Origin of the sequence: Nonomuraea composti, from assembly GCF_012034275.1 — a bacterium.
In the GTDB taxonomy this organism is placed as follows: Bacteria; Actinomycetota; Actinomycetes; order Streptosporangiales; family Streptosporangiaceae; genus Nonomuraea; species Nonomuraea composti.
This window is the reverse complement of the sequence record NZ_JAATEP010000026.1, coordinates 36,599-54,142: the sequence shown is the minus strand read 5'-3', so window position 1 is coordinate 54,142 and position 17,544 is coordinate 36,599. Positions and strand designations below refer to the sequence as shown.

General features: G+C 71.3%; 15 protein-coding genes. 10 read left to right on the top strand and 5 right to left on the bottom strand.

The window, feature by feature from the left end; translation table 11 throughout:
* The first annotated feature begins 3 nt into the window (after positions 1-3).
* Positions 4-1,314 (top strand): glycoside hydrolase family 6 protein, encoded by a 1,311-nt coding sequence (locus tag HCN51_RS31910; RefSeq protein WP_240973463.1) that lies wholly within the window; start codon positions 4-6, stop codon positions 1,312-1,314.
* 66 nt (positions 1,315-1,380) lie between these two features.
* Positions 1,381-2,364 (top strand): LLM class flavin-dependent oxidoreductase, encoded by a 984-nt coding sequence (locus HCN51_RS31905; protein WP_168014547.1) that lies wholly within the window; start codon positions 1,381-1,383, stop codon positions 2,362-2,364.
* On the opposite strand, the gene HCN51_RS31900 is transcribed toward HCN51_RS31905, so the two are convergent.
* Entirely contained in the window at positions 2,365-2,820 is a 456-nt protein-coding gene (locus HCN51_RS31900; RefSeq protein ID WP_168014545.1) for a hypothetical protein, read from the bottom strand.
* The gene (locus HCN51_RS31895; protein ID WP_168014543.1) at positions 2,804-3,562 is read right to left on the bottom strand and encodes a PAS domain S-box protein; all 759 of its coding nucleotides are present in this window, start codon (positions 3,560-3,562) and stop codon (positions 2,804-2,806) included. The genes HCN51_RS31900 and HCN51_RS31895 overlap by 17 nt, the downstream gene beginning before the upstream one ends.
* 97 nt (positions 3,563-3,659) lie before the next feature.
* On the opposite strand from HCN51_RS31895, the gene HCN51_RS31890 reads away from it, so the two are divergent.
* A complete protein-coding gene (locus HCN51_RS31890; RefSeq protein WP_155128771.1) occupies positions 3,660-3,878 on the top strand; it encodes a hypothetical protein in 219 nt (72 codons plus the stop codon).
* Positions 3,879-3,885: 7 nt separating this feature from the next.
* Here the strand turns inward: HCN51_RS31890 and fxsT are convergent, their stop codons facing one another.
* Entirely contained in the window at positions 3,886-6,417 is a 2,532-nt protein-coding gene (gene fxsT, locus HCN51_RS31885) for an FxSxx-COOH system tetratricopeptide repeat protein (protein WP_346433864.1), read from the bottom strand.
* 150 nt (positions 6,418-6,567) lie between these two features.
* Here fxsT and fxsA point away from each other — a divergent pair, with 150 nt between their 5' ends.
* From fxsA to HCN51_RS31860, 5 genes are all read left to right on the top strand, one after another.
* Positions 6,568-6,732, top strand: a complete 165-nt coding sequence (gene fxsA, locus HCN51_RS63085) for an FxSxx-COOH cyclophane-containing RiPP peptide (protein ID WP_080043910.1) — start codon at positions 6,568-6,570, stop codon at positions 6,730-6,732.
* Positions 6,733-6,996: 264 nt separating this feature from the next.
* A complete protein-coding gene (locus HCN51_RS31875) occupies positions 6,997-7,701 on the top strand; it encodes an SIR2 family NAD-dependent protein deacylase (protein ID WP_080043909.1) in 705 nt (234 codons plus the stop codon).
* A 10-nt stretch (positions 7,702-7,711) separates the two neighbouring features.
* Positions 7,712-9,349 carry an nSTAND1 domain-containing NTPase gene (locus HCN51_RS31870; RefSeq protein ID WP_168014539.1) on the top strand — a complete coding sequence of 546 codons (1,638 nt, stop codon included), beginning with the start codon at positions 7,712-7,714 and terminating at the stop codon, positions 9,347-9,349.
* 48 nt (positions 9,350-9,397) lie between these two features.
* A complete protein-coding gene (locus tag HCN51_RS31865) occupies positions 9,398-10,594 on the top strand; it encodes an FxsB family cyclophane-forming radical SAM/SPASM peptide maturase (RefSeq protein WP_240973462.1) in 1,197 nt (398 codons plus the stop codon).
* Complete coding sequence (locus HCN51_RS31860; RefSeq protein ID WP_168014535.1) at positions 10,591-11,874, top strand: HEXXH motif domain-containing protein; 1,284 nt, start codon at positions 10,591-10,593, stop codon at positions 11,872-11,874. The genes HCN51_RS31865 and HCN51_RS31860 overlap by 4 nt, the downstream gene beginning before the upstream one ends.
* On the opposite strand, the gene HCN51_RS31855 is transcribed toward HCN51_RS31860, so the two are convergent.
* Positions 11,871-13,082: a S8 family serine peptidase gene (locus HCN51_RS31855; RefSeq protein ID WP_168014533.1), complete on the bottom strand. Its 1,212-nt coding sequence runs from the start codon at positions 13,080-13,082 to the stop codon at positions 11,871-11,873. The genes HCN51_RS31860 and HCN51_RS31855 overlap by 4 nt on opposite strands.
* Entirely contained in the window at positions 13,079-13,903 is an 825-nt protein-coding gene (locus HCN51_RS31850) for a hypothetical protein (protein ID WP_168014531.1), read from the bottom strand. The genes HCN51_RS31855 and HCN51_RS31850 overlap by 4 nt, the downstream gene beginning before the upstream one ends.
* A 133-nt stretch (positions 13,904-14,036) precedes the next feature.
* Between HCN51_RS31850 and HCN51_RS31845 the strand changes: the two genes are divergently transcribed.
* Positions 14,037-15,041: an ATP-binding cassette domain-containing protein gene (locus tag HCN51_RS31845; RefSeq protein WP_168014529.1), complete on the top strand. Its 1,005-nt coding sequence runs from the start codon at positions 14,037-14,039 to the stop codon at positions 15,039-15,041.
* On the top strand, positions 15,038-15,874 hold the full coding sequence (locus HCN51_RS60000) for an ABC transporter permease (RefSeq protein ID WP_168014527.1): 837 nt from the start codon (positions 15,038-15,040) through the stop codon (positions 15,872-15,874). Before HCN51_RS31845 ends, HCN51_RS60000 begins: the two co-directional genes overlap by 4 nt.
* The last annotated feature ends 1,670 nt before the right edge of the window (positions 15,875-17,544 follow it).

Sequence of the window (17,544 nt, the reverse complement as noted above, 5' to 3'; positions counted from 1 at the left end):
TACATGTCTCGCAGAAGGCCCATGTTGGCGATGCTCGTCACGGCGGCCGCGATGGCGGCGGCCGGGGCGGTCGTCCTGTCCACCCCCAGCGCGCAGGCCGCCGACTCCGCTTTCTACGTGGATCCGCAGACCAACGCCGCCAAGTGGGTGGCCGCCAACCCGAACGACAGCCGCACCCCCGTGATCAGGGACCGCATCGCCGCCGTGCCGCAGGGCCGCTGGTTCGCCAGCTACAACCCCTCGACCGTGCGCAGCCAGGTGGACGCCTACGTCGGCGCCGCCGCCGCGGCCGGCAAGATCCCGATCATGGCCGTGTACGCCATGCCGAACCGCGACTGCGGCGGCGCCAGCGCGGGCGGCGCGCCCGACCACACCGCCTACCGCGCCTGGATCGACGAGATCGCGGCGGGCCTGGCGGGCCGGCCCGCCTCCATCGTCCTGGAGCCCGACGCCCTGGCGATCATGACGAACTGCATGAACGCCTCCGAGCAGGCCCAGGTCAAGGCGTCCATGGCGTACGCGGGCAAGAAGCTCAAGCAGGCGTCGTCGCAGGCCAAGGTGTACTTCGACATCGGCCACGACGGCTGGCTGTCGGCCTCCGAGGCCGCCTCCCGGCTGAACGGCGCCGACGTGGCCAACAGCGCCGACGGCATCGCGCTCAACACCTCGAACTACCGGGCCACGCCGGGCCTCGTCTCATACGCGAAGAGCATCATCGCGGCGACCGGCGTGTCCAGGCTGAAGGCGGTCATCGACACCAGCCGCAACGGCAACGGCCCGGCCGGCAGCGAGTGGTGCGACCCGGCGGGCCGCGCCACCGGCACCTGGAGCACTACCCAGACGGGCGACTCCGCGATCGACGCCTACCTGTGGGTCAAGCCTCCGGGCGAGGCGGACGGCTGCATCGCGGCGGCTGGGCAGTTCGTGCCGCAGCGCGCGTACGACCTGGCGGTGGCGGCCGGCGGCACCTCCGAGCCGACGGGGGGCCCGACCGGGGGCCCGACGACCGGCCCCGGCGGGTGCTCCGCCACGTACAAGGTGACAAGCTCGTGGTCGGGCGGCTTCCAGGGTGAGGTCAGCGTGAAGAACACCGGCTCGTCGCAGACGAGCGGCTGGAAGGTCGCCTGGACGCTCCCCAGCGGCCAGACCATCTCGCAGCTCTGGAACGGCAACCTGTCCGGCACGAGCGGCTCCGTCAGCGTCACGAACCTCAACTGGAACGGCACGCTGGCCGCGGGGGCGAGCACCACGTTCGGCTTCCTCGTCAACGGCCAGAGCGGCACCCCCTCCACGGTCACCTGTACCGCGTCATGAAATAACGCGCCTTTCGCGGCTGTTGTCCACTGCCAGGTCGAACCGCTCTGCGAAAGGCGCGTACTCATGGCTCTGCCGCTGTCCATCCTTGATCTGGCACACATAGGCGAGGGCGAGACCGCGGCGGACAGCTTCGCCGCCAGCGTGACCCTGGCCCAGCGGGCCGAGGAGCTCGGTTACCGGCGCATCTGGTACGCCGAGCACCACAACATGGACAGCATCGCCTCGTCGGCCACGAGCGTGCTCATCGCCCACGTCGCCGCCCACACCCGGACGATCCGCCTGGGAGCGGGCGGCGTCATGCTGCCCAACCACTCCCCGCTGACCATCGCCGAGCAGTTCGGGACGCTGGAGACGCTGCACCCGGGCCGCATCGACCTCGGGCTCGGCCGGGCGCCCGGCAGCGACCAGAACACCATGCGGGCGCTGCGCCGCAGCCCCGCCTCCGCCGACTCCTTCCCGCAGGACGTGCTGGAGCTGCAGGGCTACCTGACCGGCGAGACCCGCATCCCCGGCGTCAACGCCACCCCCGGCAAGGGCACGAACGTGCCGCTCTACATCCTCGGCTCCTCCCTGTTCGGGGCGCAGCTCGCCGCCATGCTCGGATTGCCGTACGCGTTCGCCTCGCACTTCGCGCCCGCCGCGCTGGAGGAGGCCATCGCGGTCTACCGGCAGGAGTTCAAGCCGTCGGCGCAGCTCGCCGACCCGTACGTGATCGCCGCCCTGAACGTGATCGCGGCCGAGACCAAGGAGGAGGCCGAGGAGCAGTTCCTGGCCTCCAAGCGGCTCAGGGTGAGCCGGTTCCTCGGGCGGGGCCGCACGTTCACCACCGAGGAGGCCGACATGATCCTCGACTCGCCGGCCGGGCAGCAGCTCGTGCAGATGGCGAAGTACTCGGCCGTCGGCGACCCCGCCGAGGTGAAGGCGTACGTGGAGCGCTTCGCCGAGCACACGGGGGCCGACGAGCTGATCGTGGCGTTCTCGGCGCCCGACAGGAAGGCGTGGCTGCGCTCGGCGGAGCTGCTCGCGGAGCAGCTCATCAGCGCCTGATCACTCCTGCTGCGGGTGGCGGAGCTGGTAGGGGCCGGTGGTCTCGGAGGTCGGCGCCGGTGACAGCCCCGCCGCCAGGAGCTGAGCACGAAGCGTGACCACCGTACGGTCGAGGGCGCGGATCTGCGCCTGAAGGCGGCGGATCTGGTCGCGCATCGCCGTGGACGCGCTCTGCTCGGCGGCCAGGTCGGTGCTCACCTGGCTGGCCTGGCTCTGCATGCGCGTGAGCTGCTTCTCGAGCTGGTCGAGCGCGTCCTCGTAGATCGTCTTGGCGCGCAGGAACGCCTCGGCGTCCACCTTGGAGCGCTCCAGCTCCGCCTGCCGCTCGACCTGGAGCAGCGCGGTCTGGTGCGTCTTCCGGTTGGCGTCGGTGGCCGAGCGGAAGGCGAGGTAGGCCACTCCGAGCGGCACCGCGCCGATCGCGACCTGGATGAGGATGTCAGTCAGGCTCGACATCGGCGCCTCGCATGGGCCTGATCACTCCGGTGTAGGAGATGCCGTCGTCGCTGTGCCAGGCGTTGACGGTCAGCGCGATGGGGAACTCGCTGCCGTCGCGCCGCAGCCCGACCAGCGGGATGATACGGCCCGCCAGCCCGGACACCCCGGTGGCGCGCACCTTGGCCAGGCCCGCGGAGTGCTGCTCGCGCAGGCGTGGCGGCATGAGGATGGTCAGCGGCCGGCCCACCGCCTCCTCGGTGCTCCACCCGAATAACTTCGCGGCCTGCGGGTTCCACGACTGGATGATCCCCTGGGCGTCGGCGACGATGACCGCCGCGCCGCCGGTGGCGCTTTCGACCGTGACGGCCTCCGGCCAGGTGGCGATCAGCGCAATCCAGCCGCCGAACGCCAGCCACACCGCCGCCCCCACCCAGCCGCGCGGATTGTCGCCGGTGAAGGTGGAGATCAGGTAGACCAGGCCGTACAGCAGGAGGAGAGCCGTGGCCGCAGCGAAGGCGATGCGGTCGGAGCGCAGGAACATCTGCACCAGGCACAGCGCACCCGTGGCGCACCAGGCCAGCGCCCACACGCCGAGCGGCGCGACAGCGGCCAGCACCGCGTAGTTGGGGGCCATGCGCGGCGCGGCCGGGGGGAACGCCAGGGAAGCGGCGATGGCCAGGCACAGCAGGCCCACGAAAGCCAGCGACGCGCCGCGCCGGCCGATACGGTGCAGGACGCGCGTGAGGGTTCCGTTACTCACGGTCGCTAGATTAATGCACTTAGTTAGTTTTTGCGGGTGGTTGCAGGAAGCGGACCGACCACTGGACCGGCCGGGGGCGGCTCGTTAGAGTAACCGCATGACTACAGTGGGTTACGACGTAGAAGCGCTCCGCACCGCGTTCCCCGACTGGTCGTTCTTCTTCAGCGACGAGGGGGTCCTCTACGCGACCAGGCGCGGAGTCCGGCTCGACGACGCCGACATCCTCAAGGGCCTGCACCAGACGGTCAGCGCCAACGACGTGGAAACGGTGGTCGACCTCCTTCAGGACCAGGAGCGCGTGGCCGCCATGTCATAGCACCGGGTCACAGCACGGGAGGGTCGAAGTCGAAGTCGAGGCGGCGGCGCTGCTCCGCCACGTCGACGTCGGGGTGGCCCGGCCCCAGCACGCGCAGATAACGCTGGAGCGTGTCGGCCTTGAGCGCCTCCGCCTCGTTCTTCTCGCCGAGCTGGGTCAGGTCGACCACCAGGTTCGCGGCCGCCGCGAGCGTCAGGGGGTGGTCGGGGCCGAGCAGTTCGCGCAGGCGGCTCAGCGTGTTCTCGCCCAGCCGCCTGGCCCGCTCGTGCTCGCCCATCTCGGCCAGGTCGCTGGCGAGGTTGATCGCGCAGGTGAGCGTGAAGTGGTGGTCGCGGGTCAGCCGGCGGTCGAGCCCGTCGAGCGCCTGGTTGTCGACCCGCACCGCCTCCTCCGCGCGCCCGTTGACCCGCAGCAGCAGGGCGAGGTTGGTGTCGCAGCCGTACTTGAACGGGTGGTCCGCGCCGTACATCGTCTCGAACTGCGGGGTCAGCTCCTCCAGCAGGGCCAGGGCCTCGGCCGTCTCGCCCGAGGTCCGCTGCGCGTTGGCCAGGCACAGGCCGGCGGCCAGCGTGTCGGGGTGGTGCATGCCGACGTTGCGCACCTGCAGCTCGAAGGTGCGGTGCGCCAGGTCGAGCGCCTCATCGGCCTTGGCGTCGCGGCGCTTGGCGATGGACAGGTCCTTCGCCACGCGCAGCGTCCACGGGTGCTCGACGCCGAGCTGCTCGACGCCGAACTCGTAGGCGTCCTCGCCGATGTCGCAGGCTTCGCGGTACTTGCCGCTCAGCCGTACGACGCGGGCCAGGCCGTTCCAGGACGACAGCACGTTCATGCTGCTGACCTGGGAGCCCGGCCGCCGCTGCAGGCGGAACGTGGTGGACTGCAGGTCGAGGGCGCGCTCGTAGTCGCCGAGCAGCAGGTAGTCGAGGGCGAGGTTGTTCATGGCGCGCAGGGTGCGCCGGTGCTCGCGGCCGAAGACCTCCTCGTGGCGGCGCAGCGAGTCGAGGTCGTGCTGCAGCGCCGCCGCGAAGTCGCCGCGGAAGCGCAGGTCGGCGCCGTGGCTGTTGAGCAGGAGCAGCGTCTCCTCGTGGTCCTCGCCCAGGACCTCGCGCATCCGCACGAGCAGGCGCTGGTTGAGGGAGAACGACTCGCCGAGGTTGCCCAGCTCGCGCAGGATGATGGCCTGGTGCCGCTGCGCCGACAGGACGTTCTGGTCGTCGTCGCCGCTGGTGGCCCGCCACTGGGCGATGCACCGGTCGACCAGCGACTGCGCCGACTTGAAGTCGCCGGAGGAGTAGAGGTAGCGCATCATCGTCAGCGTGAAGCGCCGGATGCGCGGGTCTTCCGACTGGTCCACCTGCGAGGGCGTGACGTGGCCCAGCAGGCCGCCGAAGCGGGGCCAGGCGGCGGTGTCGTCGGGCTCGTACGGGTCTGCCGCGGCCGCCAGGAGCAGGTGGGCCTCCTTGCGCATGGCCTCGCGCTCCTCGGCCGACAGCTCGTCGCGCAGCAGCGCCTGGACCAGGCGGTGGATCTGCAGCGTGCGGCTCGCCGAGTCGATCCTGACCAGGGCGTAGCGGCCCAGCTCGCGCAGGATGCGGCTGGTCAGGATGGGGTCGGCCAGCGTCTCGGCCAGCATCGACCCCTCGGCGAACTCGGGGGGCAGCCGGTCGAACAGGTCGCGCGGGATCGGCTCAGGGCCGAAGAACGCGCAGCAGCGCAGCAACTCGACCGCGATGGGCATGCGGGTGGTGAGCTGCGAGACCGACAGCGCCCACGCGGCCGACATCGACAGCGGGTAGTCGGCCGGCTTGTTGGTGCCGAGCAGCCGGGTGGTCTGCTCGTCGAGCAGCCTGAGGTAGTCCTTCACCGAGATCGTGGTCTCGACCTGGAGGGCGCCCGCCTGCTCCAGGGCCAGCGGCAGGTCGCCCAGCGCCTCGGCCAGCTCGTCGGCCTCGGTCTCGGTGATGCCGTGCGGCACCCGCTTGATCAGGAACTCGATGCTCTCGGCGCGGGGGAAGACGTCGACCGCCAGGGTGTCGACGACGCCCTGCCAGCTGTGGTTGCGGGAGGTGATCAGCACGTGCCCCGGGCCTCTGGGCGCGATCGCGTTGATCTCGTCGACCTCGTCGGCGTTGTCGAAGATCAGCAGCCACTTCGTGTACGGGACGCCGCGGCGCAGCGCGTCGAGCGCGGCCTCGGCCGCCTCCTCCACGCCCGTCGAGGGGCCGATCGGCAGCCGTAACTCGCGGGCGAGCCCGGCCAGCGAGGACTTCACCAGCATCGGCTGGTCGGCGGGGATCCACCAGACCAGTTCGTACTCCTTGCGGAAGCGGTGGGCGTACTCGATGGCGAGCTGGGTCTTGCCCACACCGCCCAGGCCGTGCAGGGCGTGCGGCACCACCGCGGTGACGTCGGACATCAGCCCCTCGTGGAGCGACCGCAGCAGGTCGACGCGACCCGTGAAGTTCATGTTCCGCTGCGGTACCCGGCCCCAAATAGCGGGAAGTTGCCCGGATTCCGGCGAATAGTGCGAAACCGACACGATTACCGCCTCCGCTAGACCCGGTCTTTATTGGAGCTTAGACGTCGTGCAGATGCAGGTGAAGCCCACATAGACTGCCACTCTCGCCTTCAGTTCTCAACCGTGCAAGGATGAGACCCGCACAGTTGTCTTCCGGGCCCGGAGAGTGTTATGGACAGCGCAGAAGGAGAATACGGCGGCGGTCTTCTCGACGTCAGCGGATGGAGCTTGAGCGACCTCGACGGGTTGCCCTCCACCCCCCTGACGTCGGCCCTTCGCCGGTTGGTCGACGAGGCGGGGTCCGGCCCGGTCGCGGGGTTCCAGTCGGCGTTGTGAAACGCCGTTGCCGTGACTTGGCCTGAATCATCGGGATTGTGTGACAGATATTTAATTCTCAGGCACATGATGTGATGTCGGGATGGGCGCGTGAAGGATGCCGACTGGGACCGCTTGGTCCGGCAGTTGCGTCGCGGGGATTGCACGCCCCTTCTCGGCGCCGGCGCGTGTTCCGGACGGTTACCGACCGGCAAACAGCTCAGCCAAAAATTCGCCGGCATCTACCGATACCCGTTCACTGACGTCCACAACTTACCGCGCGTCATGCATTACGCCGTCACGGCCAACGGCGACCCGGTCGACCTCAAGCATCAGGTCTGCACCTACCTCCAGGAGTACGAACCGCCCGCCGGCGATCCCCCGCCCGCGATCGACCCCCACGAGGTGCTGGCCAAGTTCCCCATCAAGACCTTCCTCACCACCAACTACGACGACTTCATGGCCAACGCGCTGCTCCAGGAGAAGTCGTGCCGCAAGAACCCCACCAGCACGTTTCCGAAATGGTGGGACACCGAGGAAGAAGAGCCCCACATCGAGCTGCCCACTCATGAGGAGCCGCTGATCTACCACCTGCACGGCCGCTGGGACGAGCCGGGCTCGCTGGTGCTCACCGACGACGACTACCTGACGTACCTGGTGAACATGGTCGAGGCGCGCGCCGCCAACGACCAGCCGCCGCTGCCGAGCACCGTGATCCAGGCGATGACCTCCCACCCCCTCCTGTTCGTGGGCTACAGCCTCCAGGACTGGAACTTTCGCGTGCTGTTCCACGGGCTGCTCAAGGCCATGCCGCTGATCATGAGACGCCGGCACATCAGCGTGCAACTGATGCCGGATCTGAACGAAAGCGTGGCCGACGCGGCAGAGCGCGCGCACGAATATCTGGAGAAGTATCTCAACGACTGGAGCATCACGATCTTCATCGGCACCACGCAGGAGTTCTTCGAGCAACTGCAGTGGAGGATGTGAGGGGCGGCGCATGCCGGACACCGATCCGCGCGTGAACCCGTACGTGGGCCTGCGCCCTTACCGGCGCGAGGAGAGCATGCTGTTCTACGGCCGGGAGCGGGAGGCGCAGGAGGTCGCCACCCTCTGGCAGGCCACCGGGCTCACCGTGCTCTACGGCGCCTCGGGCGTGGGCAAGACCTCGCTGCTCAACGCCGGGATCCTGCCGCTGCTCGACCCCGAGCGCACCGACGTGCTGCCCGTGGCGCGGATCGGCGCGCACCTGGCCCCGTCGGAGTCCGGCGGGAACCCGTACGTCGTGGCGCTGCTGTCGTCGTGGAGCCCCGAGCTGGGCCCGGAGCGGCTCGCGTCGTCCACGATCAGCGAATACCTGACGGACAGGCCCGAGCGCACCGACCTCTACGGCGACCCCGTGCCGATCCTCGCGGCCATCGACCAGGCGGAGGAGATCTTCCACGGCTCCCCGTTCCTGGAGAAGGAGCGCAAGGCGTTCCTGGAGCAGCTCGCCACCGCCGTACGCAAGCACCCCGGGCTGCACGTCCTGCTGTCGCTGCGCGAGGAGTACCTCTTCCTCGTGCTGCCCTACGAGCGCCCGATCGGGCAGGGCTCGCGCACCCGCTTCCACCTGCACCCCCTCAGCCTCGACAAGGCGAAGGAGGCCGTGCGCAAGCCGCTCGTCCACACGCACCGGACGATCACGCGGGCCGCCGCCGACCTGCTCATCGACGAGCTGCGCACCGTCGACTTCGTCAACGAGATCGGCGAGACCTCGACCATCCAGCTCGACACCGTCGAGCCGATCCAGCTCCAGGTGGTGTGCTCCGCGCTGTGGGCGTCCCTGCCCGCGGAGGTCACCGAGATCACCGAGGACCACGCCCGCCTCTACGCCCAGGTCGAGGAGTTCCTCTTCGAGTTCTACAAACGCACGATCGCCGAGGTCGCCAGCGAGTACAACGTGCCGGCGACCGAGATCCGCTACTGGATGCGCAACGTCTTCATCACCGAGCACGGCACCAGGAACGCCGTGTACGAGGGGCTGCGGGCCACCCAGGGCATGCCCAACGAGATCGTGCGCGCCCTGGAGGACCGCCACCTGCTGCGCGCCGAGCAGCGGCTCGGCATCCGCTGGTACGAGCTGACCCACGACCGGCTCATCGCCCCCGTCTCCCGCTCCGACTCGCCCGAGTCGTCCCTGCGCGAGGCCCGCCTGGCGCTGCAGGAACGCGACTGGGAAGGCGCCAGCCGGCTGGCCGACGCGGCCGTGCGGGCCGCCGACGCGGGCGCCTCGTGGGTACGCGCGGAGGCGGCGGAGATCTTCGCCAGCGTCGCCGCCGCCAGAGGCGAGATCCACATCGCCCGCAAGTACTGCGAGGAGGCGGCGGGCATCTTCGCCGAGCGGCAGCGCTTCGACGGCGTGGCCAGGGCGCTGACGACCGACGGGCTCCTGTGGCTGGCGCAGGGAGACCCGATGCGGGCCATCGAACGCATCAGCGCCGCTCTCAACTGGGCGCCGAACGACGTGGCCGCCCGCGTCGCGCTGGCCGAGGCGCTGCTCAAATCGGGCACTCCGAAGGCGGCCGACGCGATCATCAGCGGCCTGCCGTCAGATCTTGCCCAGCAGACCTTGAAAAAGCTTCGCGACCCTTCGTGACTGATTATGCTCGACGGCCATGACACCAGACCCGGGGGCAGGCCGGCCTTGCCTGAGTGGCCTCTAACACTCGACCTGGCCGCGCTGGCGGCGAGCGGCTGGCGGCCCACCCCGTTCCGGCAGTTCATCCTGAAAATTCACAGCAGATGTGACCTCGCCTGCACGTACTGCTACATGTACGAGATGGCCGACCAGAGCTGGCGGTCACGGCCGCTGCGCATGGCGCCCGACGTGGTGACGGCGGTCGCGGCGCGCATCGCCGAGCACGTACGCGCGCACGACCTCCCGTCCATCGAGCTGATCCTGCACGGCGGCGAGCCGCTCCTCGTCAGCCCCGAGGAGATCGAGCGGCTGGTCGGCACCGTGCGCGACGGGGTCGAGGCCGACGTCGCCGTGACCGCGCAGACCAACGGGGTGCGGCTCGACCGGACGTACCTCAGCCTGTTCGACCGGCTCGGCATCGGCGTCGGCGTCAGCCTCGACGGCGACCGGCAAGCGCACGACCGCAGCCGCACCACCGCCGACGGGCGGGGCAGCTACCACAAGGTGGCCGCCGGCCTGCGGCTGCTGGCCGAGCCGCCGTTCGAGCGGCTGTTCCGCGGCCTGCTGTGCATCGTCGACCTGCGCAACGACCCGACGGAGACCTACCGGGCCCTGCTCGGCTTCGGGCCGCCCACGATCGACTTCCTGCTACCGCACGGCACCTGGGCGCAGCCGCCGCCCGGGCTGGGCCGCGACGACGGCGCCACGCCGTACGCGGACTGGCTGATCGAGATCTTCGACCAGTGGTACGCCGCGCCCGCCCGGCCCGCGAACGTGCGCCTGTTCGACGAGATCATCTACCTGCTCGTCGGCGGGGCGTCGGCCAGCGAGCAGATCGGCCTGTCACCCACTGCCATGGTGGTCGTGGAGACGGACGGCACGATCGAGCAGTCGGACATCCTCAAGTCCGCCTACGAGGGTGCACCACTCACCGGGCTGCACGTGTCGCGCGATTCCTTCGACGACGCGCTCCGCCTGCCGGGCATCGCCGCACGTCAGATCGGCTGGGACGCGCTGTCGGACACGTGCCGCGCCTGCGAGGTCGCGCGCGTCTGCGGCGGCGGCCACTATGCTCATCGCTATCGGCCTGGCAGCGGATTCCGCAACCCCTCGGTCTACTGCGCCGACCTGCTGCGACTCATCACTCACGTCGCAAACACGATCAAACGTGACCTCATGGCACTGCAGAAGGACTTCCGATGAACCTCGCAGAGCACCGCATCCCCGCCTCGGCCTTCGACGAGCTCGCCTCGGGCGCCGGCGGGACGGACACCGTCGAACGGCTCAAGGCCGGCCAGCGCAGCAGGCACCTCCTCCTCGTCCGCGGCGTGCTGGAAACCACCCGTGACGCCGGCCACGCCCGCTGGCCCGAGGTGCGCCGGGCCTACGACCTGCTCGCGAGCATCCAGGCCGCCCACCCGGAGGCGGTCAACGCCGTGCTCCACCACCCCTCCGTCGGCGCCTGGGCCCGCCACACCATCCAGACGCTCGAAAGCCCCGAGCGCATGTCGGCCATCGCCGCGGCCGCCGCCATCCGCGCCCGCTTCGCCTGCGACCTCGACGTCGCCGTGGCCGATGGCGTGCTCAACCTGCCCTCGCTCGGCCGGCTCACCGTCGGCCCCGGCGTCACCACCGTCACCGTGCACTGCTCCGCCGACGGCGCCGAGGTCTCCGTCGGCGGCAGGTTCCTGCAGATCAGCGACGACGAGCCGGCCTGGCGGCCGCTGCACCGCCTGTCCGCCAGGGCCGGCGGCGAGCACATCGACGTGCTCATCGACGACCTCGACCCGCACCGCATGCCGGGCTCGGGCGCGCTGCGCGACCCGCTGACCCCGCAGGAGGCCGGGCACTGGCAGGAACTCCTCGACGGCGGCTGGGACCTGCTCGTCCGCAACCACCTGCCCATGGCCAAGCAGGTGTCGGCGGCCATCACCGTCTTCACCCCGCTGTCGCCGCCGCCCGACGGCATGTCCAGCGCCACCTCGCGCGAGACGTTCGGCTGCATCGCCATGTCCACGCCGCCCGACGCGCACGCGCTCGCGGTCACGCTGGCGCACGAGACCCAGCACGCCAAGCTCTCGGCGCTGCTCGACATCGTGCCCCTGACCAGGCCCGACGACGGCTCCCGCTACTACGCGCCGTGGCGCCCCGACCCGCGGCCCGCCGCCGGGCTGCTCCAGGGCACCTACGCCTACGTCGGGGTCACCGACTTCTGGGAGCGCCAGCGGCACCACGAGAGCGGCGAGTCGGAGGTGCGGGCCAACGCCGAGTTCGCCCGCTGGCGCTCGGCCGCCCGGCTGGTCGCCGGCACGCTGCTCGACAGCGGCGCGCTGACGCCGCCCGGGGTGAGCTTCGTGCGCGGCATGGCCCGGCGGCTGGACGCGTGGGCCCGCGAGCCCGTGCCCGCCGCGGCGGCCACCCTCGCCGAGGGGGCCGCCGACCGGCATCGGTCGTTGTGGCGGGAACGCAACTCCCGCTCCTAGAAACCAGGCCCGGGCATCCGGGTGCCGTGTACGTGGCGGGCTTTGGGGCGGCGCATGAGCACCGCGGCGACCAGCAGGAACAGCAGCCCCACGCCGGCGCCCACCCCGCCGACGGCCACGTACGACATGTCCATCGGCGGGTTGGTGGTCGGCGCGGCCACCGGCCCGTCACCGAAGTACTTCTCCCCCTTGTACGGCGCCGCCGCGATCTCGGAGTCCTTGGCCGAGCCCGCCGCCCGCACCGCCGCCGCCGCGTCCACCAGCCCGAACCCGAGGAACACGGTGTAGCCGGACGGCGGCTTGCGAGCGGTCTTCACCAGGATGTCGCGCACCTGGCGGGGCGTCAGGTCCGGGTTGCGGGACAACATCAGCGCCACGGTGCCCGCCGCGAGCGCGCACGCGGGCGAGGTGCCGTCCCCCATCCGGTGGCCGCCGCCGTTGTCGGCGGCGTAGATGTCCACGCCCGGCGCGGCGATCTGGTTGTACGTGTGCACCTGCGAGAACGAGGCCCGCCCGCCGTCCGGCCCCATGGCCGCCACCGCGATCACCCCCGGGTAGGCGGCCGGGTAGGAGACGACGTTGTTCGCGTCCACCTCCAGCGGGTCGGTGGAGCCGCCGTTGCCGGCGCTGGCCAGCAGGACGACGCCCTTGCCGAGGGCGTAGTCGACGGCCGCCGCGGTGCGCTCGTCGTAGTCGCTGCCGAGGCCCCACTCGTCGCTGCCGAGCGACATGGAGATCACCTGGGCGCCCTTGTCGGTGGCGTACCGGATGCCCTTGGCCAGCGCGGTGGCGGCCTTCCTGCTCTGCTCGCCGGCGGGGCCGCCCGACTCGGCGGCCCGCTCGGCGCGCTTGCGCGCCGGGTCCTCCTTGTCCCACAGCACCCGCACGTCGAGCACCTTGGCCTGCGGCGCGACCCGCAGCACGCTGGAGGCCATCGCGGTGCCGTGCTCGCCCCAGTACGACTGCCCCGGCCTGGCGCCGCCGCCGATGAAGTCGGGGCCGGTGGTGACCCGGCCGCGGAACTCGGGATGGTCGCGCATCACCCCGGAGTCCAGGACCGCGACGGTGACGCCCTTGCCCTGCCCGAGCCGCTGGGCGGCGGGCACCCGCATGACCGTCTGCTCCCATCCGCGCGGCGCCTCGGCCACGGCGGGGGTGGCGGTGGCCACGACCAGGCCGATGACCAAAGTGGCCAGCCCGCGGATCACGCGCCCACCTTCCTCGCCTCGGCCTGCACCCGGGTGGAGATGCTCTCCGCGAGGCCCTGGGCGGTGTGCGCCCACGGCTCGCGGTCCTCCTTCTGCGGGTAGGCCCGCCTGCCCCACGGCAGCGGCAGCCGTCCAGGAACGCGGCCGTCGGCCGGCCCGGCGGTGACCGCCACGTACAGGGGCGTGTCGCCGATGCTCCAGCCGCCGTTGCCGGCGCGGGTGGCGTCCTTCCACTGGGTGCCGGGTGCGGCCAGGGCGCGTACGACGTGCTCCGGCCGGTCGTCCGCCGCTTCCATGACGTCCTGCAGCTCCTGGCGGGCGTACTGGTTGTCGCGGAAGGCGATCAACGCGACGGTGGCGGCGGTTCCTCCGGTGTCGTCCAGGTAGGTGGCGCGCAGGGCGGCGACGCAGCCGCCCTTGACGGCGGCGGCGGCCAGCCCGCCGGACAGCGCCTTCTCGCAGGAGGTGTCGGAGGAGATGGCGGCCCTGGTCCAGCCGCGCTCGTCATTCGGGTCGCGGTAGGTCTTGTCGGGGTGCTCGCGGCCGAGCCGCGCGGGGAACAGCGTCTCGACGGGCACGTTGCGCCACAGGTCCTTGGTGTAGGCGGGGTTGTGGATGACCTGCCGGCTGTTGGTGTACGCCTTCGCGATGAACGCGCCGCCGCCCAGCAGGGCCAGCAACCCGAAGCCCGCGGCGACCAGCCCGAGGAGGATCCGCCAGGTCTTGCGGGGCGGCCGGGCAGGAGGCGGGGGCGGCGCTTGCGGTGGCCATGGTGCGTGAGGGGGATGAATCCCCGGCCCGGAGCCGGACGGGGGGTACATCAGTCATCTCTCCTGTCGTGCGAACCGGGCCGCTCGGTTTCGATCAGTTTGGGCGTTCTTGACCCTATCGTTCGTGAGACCTGGTGAAACCACGTGAGGGCGTCGTGAAACCGCCGTCCCCGACAGTGGAGCCATGAACATCGCAGAACTCGGACGTACCGGGGGCGGCGATCCGGCCGTACGTACGGAAGGTCTGGCGAAGTCGTTCGGCGAGCACCGTGCCGTCGACGGGATCGACCTGGAGGTGCGCCCCGGCGAGATCTTCGGCGTCCTCGGCCCGAACGGCGCCGGCAAGACCACCACCCTCCGCATGCTCGCCACCCTGCTCAAGATCGACGCCGGCCGCGCGGAGATCTTCGGCGTGGACGTGGCCGGCAACCCCCACGTCATCCGCCAGCTCGTCGGCGTCACCGGGCAGTACGCCTCCGTCGACGAGAACCTGACCGCCCGCGAGAACCTGTGGCTCTTCAGCCGCCTCCAAGGCGTCCCCGCCGGCCGCGCGCGCGGCATCGCCATCGACCTGCTCGCCCAGTTCGGCCTGGAGAAGGCCGCCGACAAGCCGATCGCGCAGTTCTCCGGCGGCATGCGCCGGCGCCTCGACCTCGCGGCCAGCCTCATCACCCGACCACCGCTGATCTTCCTCGACGAGCCGACCACCGGCCTCGACCCGCGCACCCGCGGCCAGATGTGGGACACCATCCGCAGCCTGGTCGCCGACGGCTGCACGGTGCTGCTGACCACGCAGTACCTCGACGAGGCCGACCAGCTCGCCGACCGCGTCGCCGTCATCGACCACGGCCGCAAGGTCGCCGAGGGCACCCCCGACGAGCTGAAGAGCGCCGTCGGCAACTCCACCCTCCAACTGCTGCTCGCCGAGCCCGCCGAGGTGCCCGCCGCCGTGGAGGTCGTGCGGCGCGTGCTCGGCTCCGAGCCGGTGCTCAGCCCGGAGCAGGGCCGGCTCAACGTCGCGCTCGACCGCGCCGACCTCGCCGCGGACGTGCTCATCGCGCTGCGCACCGCCGGGCTGTCGATCTCCTCGGTGAGCGTGGCCAAGCCCAGCCTGGACGAGGTGTTCCTCGTTCTCACCGGACACGAGACGGACGACCACGGCGAGAGAGCCCTGGAGGAGAGCCGATGACCAGCACCATCGCCCCCGCCCGCGAGGCGGTCCAGGCCGCCGACCGGGTGGCCGCGGCCCGCCGGCGCGTCACCGTGGGGGAGACCATCGCCCAGACGCTGACGATGGCGTGGCGCGCGCTGAAGAAGATGCGCAGGAACCCCGAGCAGTTCTTCGACGTGGCCCTGCAGCCCATCCTGTTCACCGCGATGTTCGCCTTCATCTTCGGCGGCGCCATCGCGGGCGACGTGGAGAGCTACCTGCCCCTGATGATCCCCGGCATCCTCGCCCAGACCGTGCTGACCACCTGCATGGCCACCGGCACGCAGCTGCGCGAGGACATGGAGAAGGGCGTCTTCGACCGGTTCAAGTCGCTGCCGATCGCCCGCATCGCGCCGCTCGCCGGGCCGATGGTGGCCGACCTGCTGAGGTACGCGATCGCGGCCACCCTGACGTTCGGCATGGGCCTGGTCATGGGGTACCGGCCGGGCGGCGGGGTCGCCGGCGTGCTCGGCGCGATCCTGCTCGCCATCTTCACCGGATGGTCGCTGGCGTGGGTCTTCACCTGGGTCGGCACGATCGCCCGCAGCGCGCAGGCCGTACAGGGCATCTCGATGATGATCCTGTTCCCGCTGACGTTCCTGTCGAACGCGTTCGTCCCCGTGGAGACGCTGCCCGGCTGGCTGGCGGCGTTCGTCCGGGTCAACCCGGTGTCACACCTGGTCACGGCCGCCCGCGACCTCGCCAACGGCGGGCTCGTCAGCGGCTCGGTGGCCTGGACGCTCCTCGCGTCGCTGATCGTCATCGCCATTTTCGCGCCGCTGTCGGTGCGCAGCTACAAGCGGCACATGTGAGGCGCGGCGGCCACGTACCCGCTCGATGCGGGCACGCGCCTCGTCGAGCAGGTCGGCGCCGCGCCGCTCGCCGTACTCCGCCCGCCAGGCGGCCAGCGCCCCCGGCGCGGCCCGCTCCGCGTGCGGCACGATCCGCTCGAACGCCATGCTCGGCAGGGTCGCGTTGTACGCGAACCGCTCCGCCAGCACCAGCAGCCCGATCGCGTCACGCGGGTCCACGGCCTCCCGCAGCAGGCCCCAGGCGCCCAACGCGAAGATCATCGAGCCGCACATCGGGTAGTCGAGAGCGGGATCGTCCACCGCCAGCAGGTCGTGGCCCAGGACGTCGGCGAACAGCTCCGCGCCGTACGGGACGTCCTGCGGCCCGGCGTAGTAGGCGTGCGCCGCCAGGGTGACCGACTCCGCGACGATCGTCCACGGCGTGCGCCCCGACGCCGGCACCCCGGGCATCCGCAGGTCGCGGGCCCGCTGGACGGCCGTGCGGTACTCCCGCAGTGCCGCCGCCGTCTCGCCGCGCGCCAGCGCGATCTCGGCCGAGCACAACGAGACCATCGCCACCCCGCCGAGCACGATCTCCCTCTCGCTGACCCGGTGGATCGCCTCCAGCTCCGCCTGCGCGGTGCCGAGATCCCCGTCGGCCAGCGCGGACGCCAGCAGCAACGCCCTGAGCTGGGTCTCGTCGTCGGCGGCGCCGAGCCGGCTCAGCACCGGGATGGCCGCGCGCGCGTGCCCGACCGCCCGGTGACGGTCGCCGAGGTGCAACGTCAGGTGGGCCAGCACGGCGTTGACGATCGCGACCTGCCACGGCCCGTCGTCCTCGCCGATCATCTCCAGCGTACGCTCGGCGGCCTCGATCGCTCCGTGCACGTCGCCCGCGTTCTCGAGGACGTGCATGCTCGCGTGCGCCGCCGACAGCGCCACCTCGGGCACGGGGCTGCGGCGCAGCACCGCCAGCCGGCGGCGCATCTCGGCGCCGTCGGGCAGGTGGCAGACCAGGGCCACCTCCGCCATCGCCGCCACCCGGGCGTGCGTCGCCTCGCTGGTGGGCAGCGTGCGGAGCAGGTCACGCAGCGGCTCGTCACGGGAGTCGTTGGTGACCATGATGTTCATGAGCGCGATCAGCATGGCGGCCCTGGTCACCTCGACCAGGTGGGGCGGCGGCCGCCAGCCGGCCACCACCTGGATGATCGCGTCGCGGTGGGCGAGCACCCGCGGATGGTCACCGCGGATCGACCACAACGCGCCGATGCCGGCCAGCAGCTGGACCGTGGTGGCGGCATCCGCCTCGGACTCGCTGAGAGCCTGCCGGAGCAGGTCGGCGAGGTTGCCCTCCTCGGCGCGCAGCGCGTCGGCCGCCTCGAACTGCTCCGGGCCGAACAGCCGGGACGCGTGCGCGAGCCCGTACTCCACCGCCCACGCCCGCTGCGCCTGCCGGGCCGCCGCCTCCTCGCCGGCCTCCTTCAGCCGCATCCGGCCGAACTCCCTGACGGTCTCCAGCATGCGGTAACGCAGGCCGTAGGAGGTCTCGCGGACGCTCAGCATCGACTGCTCGGCCAGCGCGTGCACCACGTGCAGGGCGTCCGGGCCGAGCACGTGCTCGGCCGCCTCCAGCGTGAAGCCGTCGCCGAACAGCGACAACCAGCGCAACGCCCGCCGCTCCGGCTCGTCCA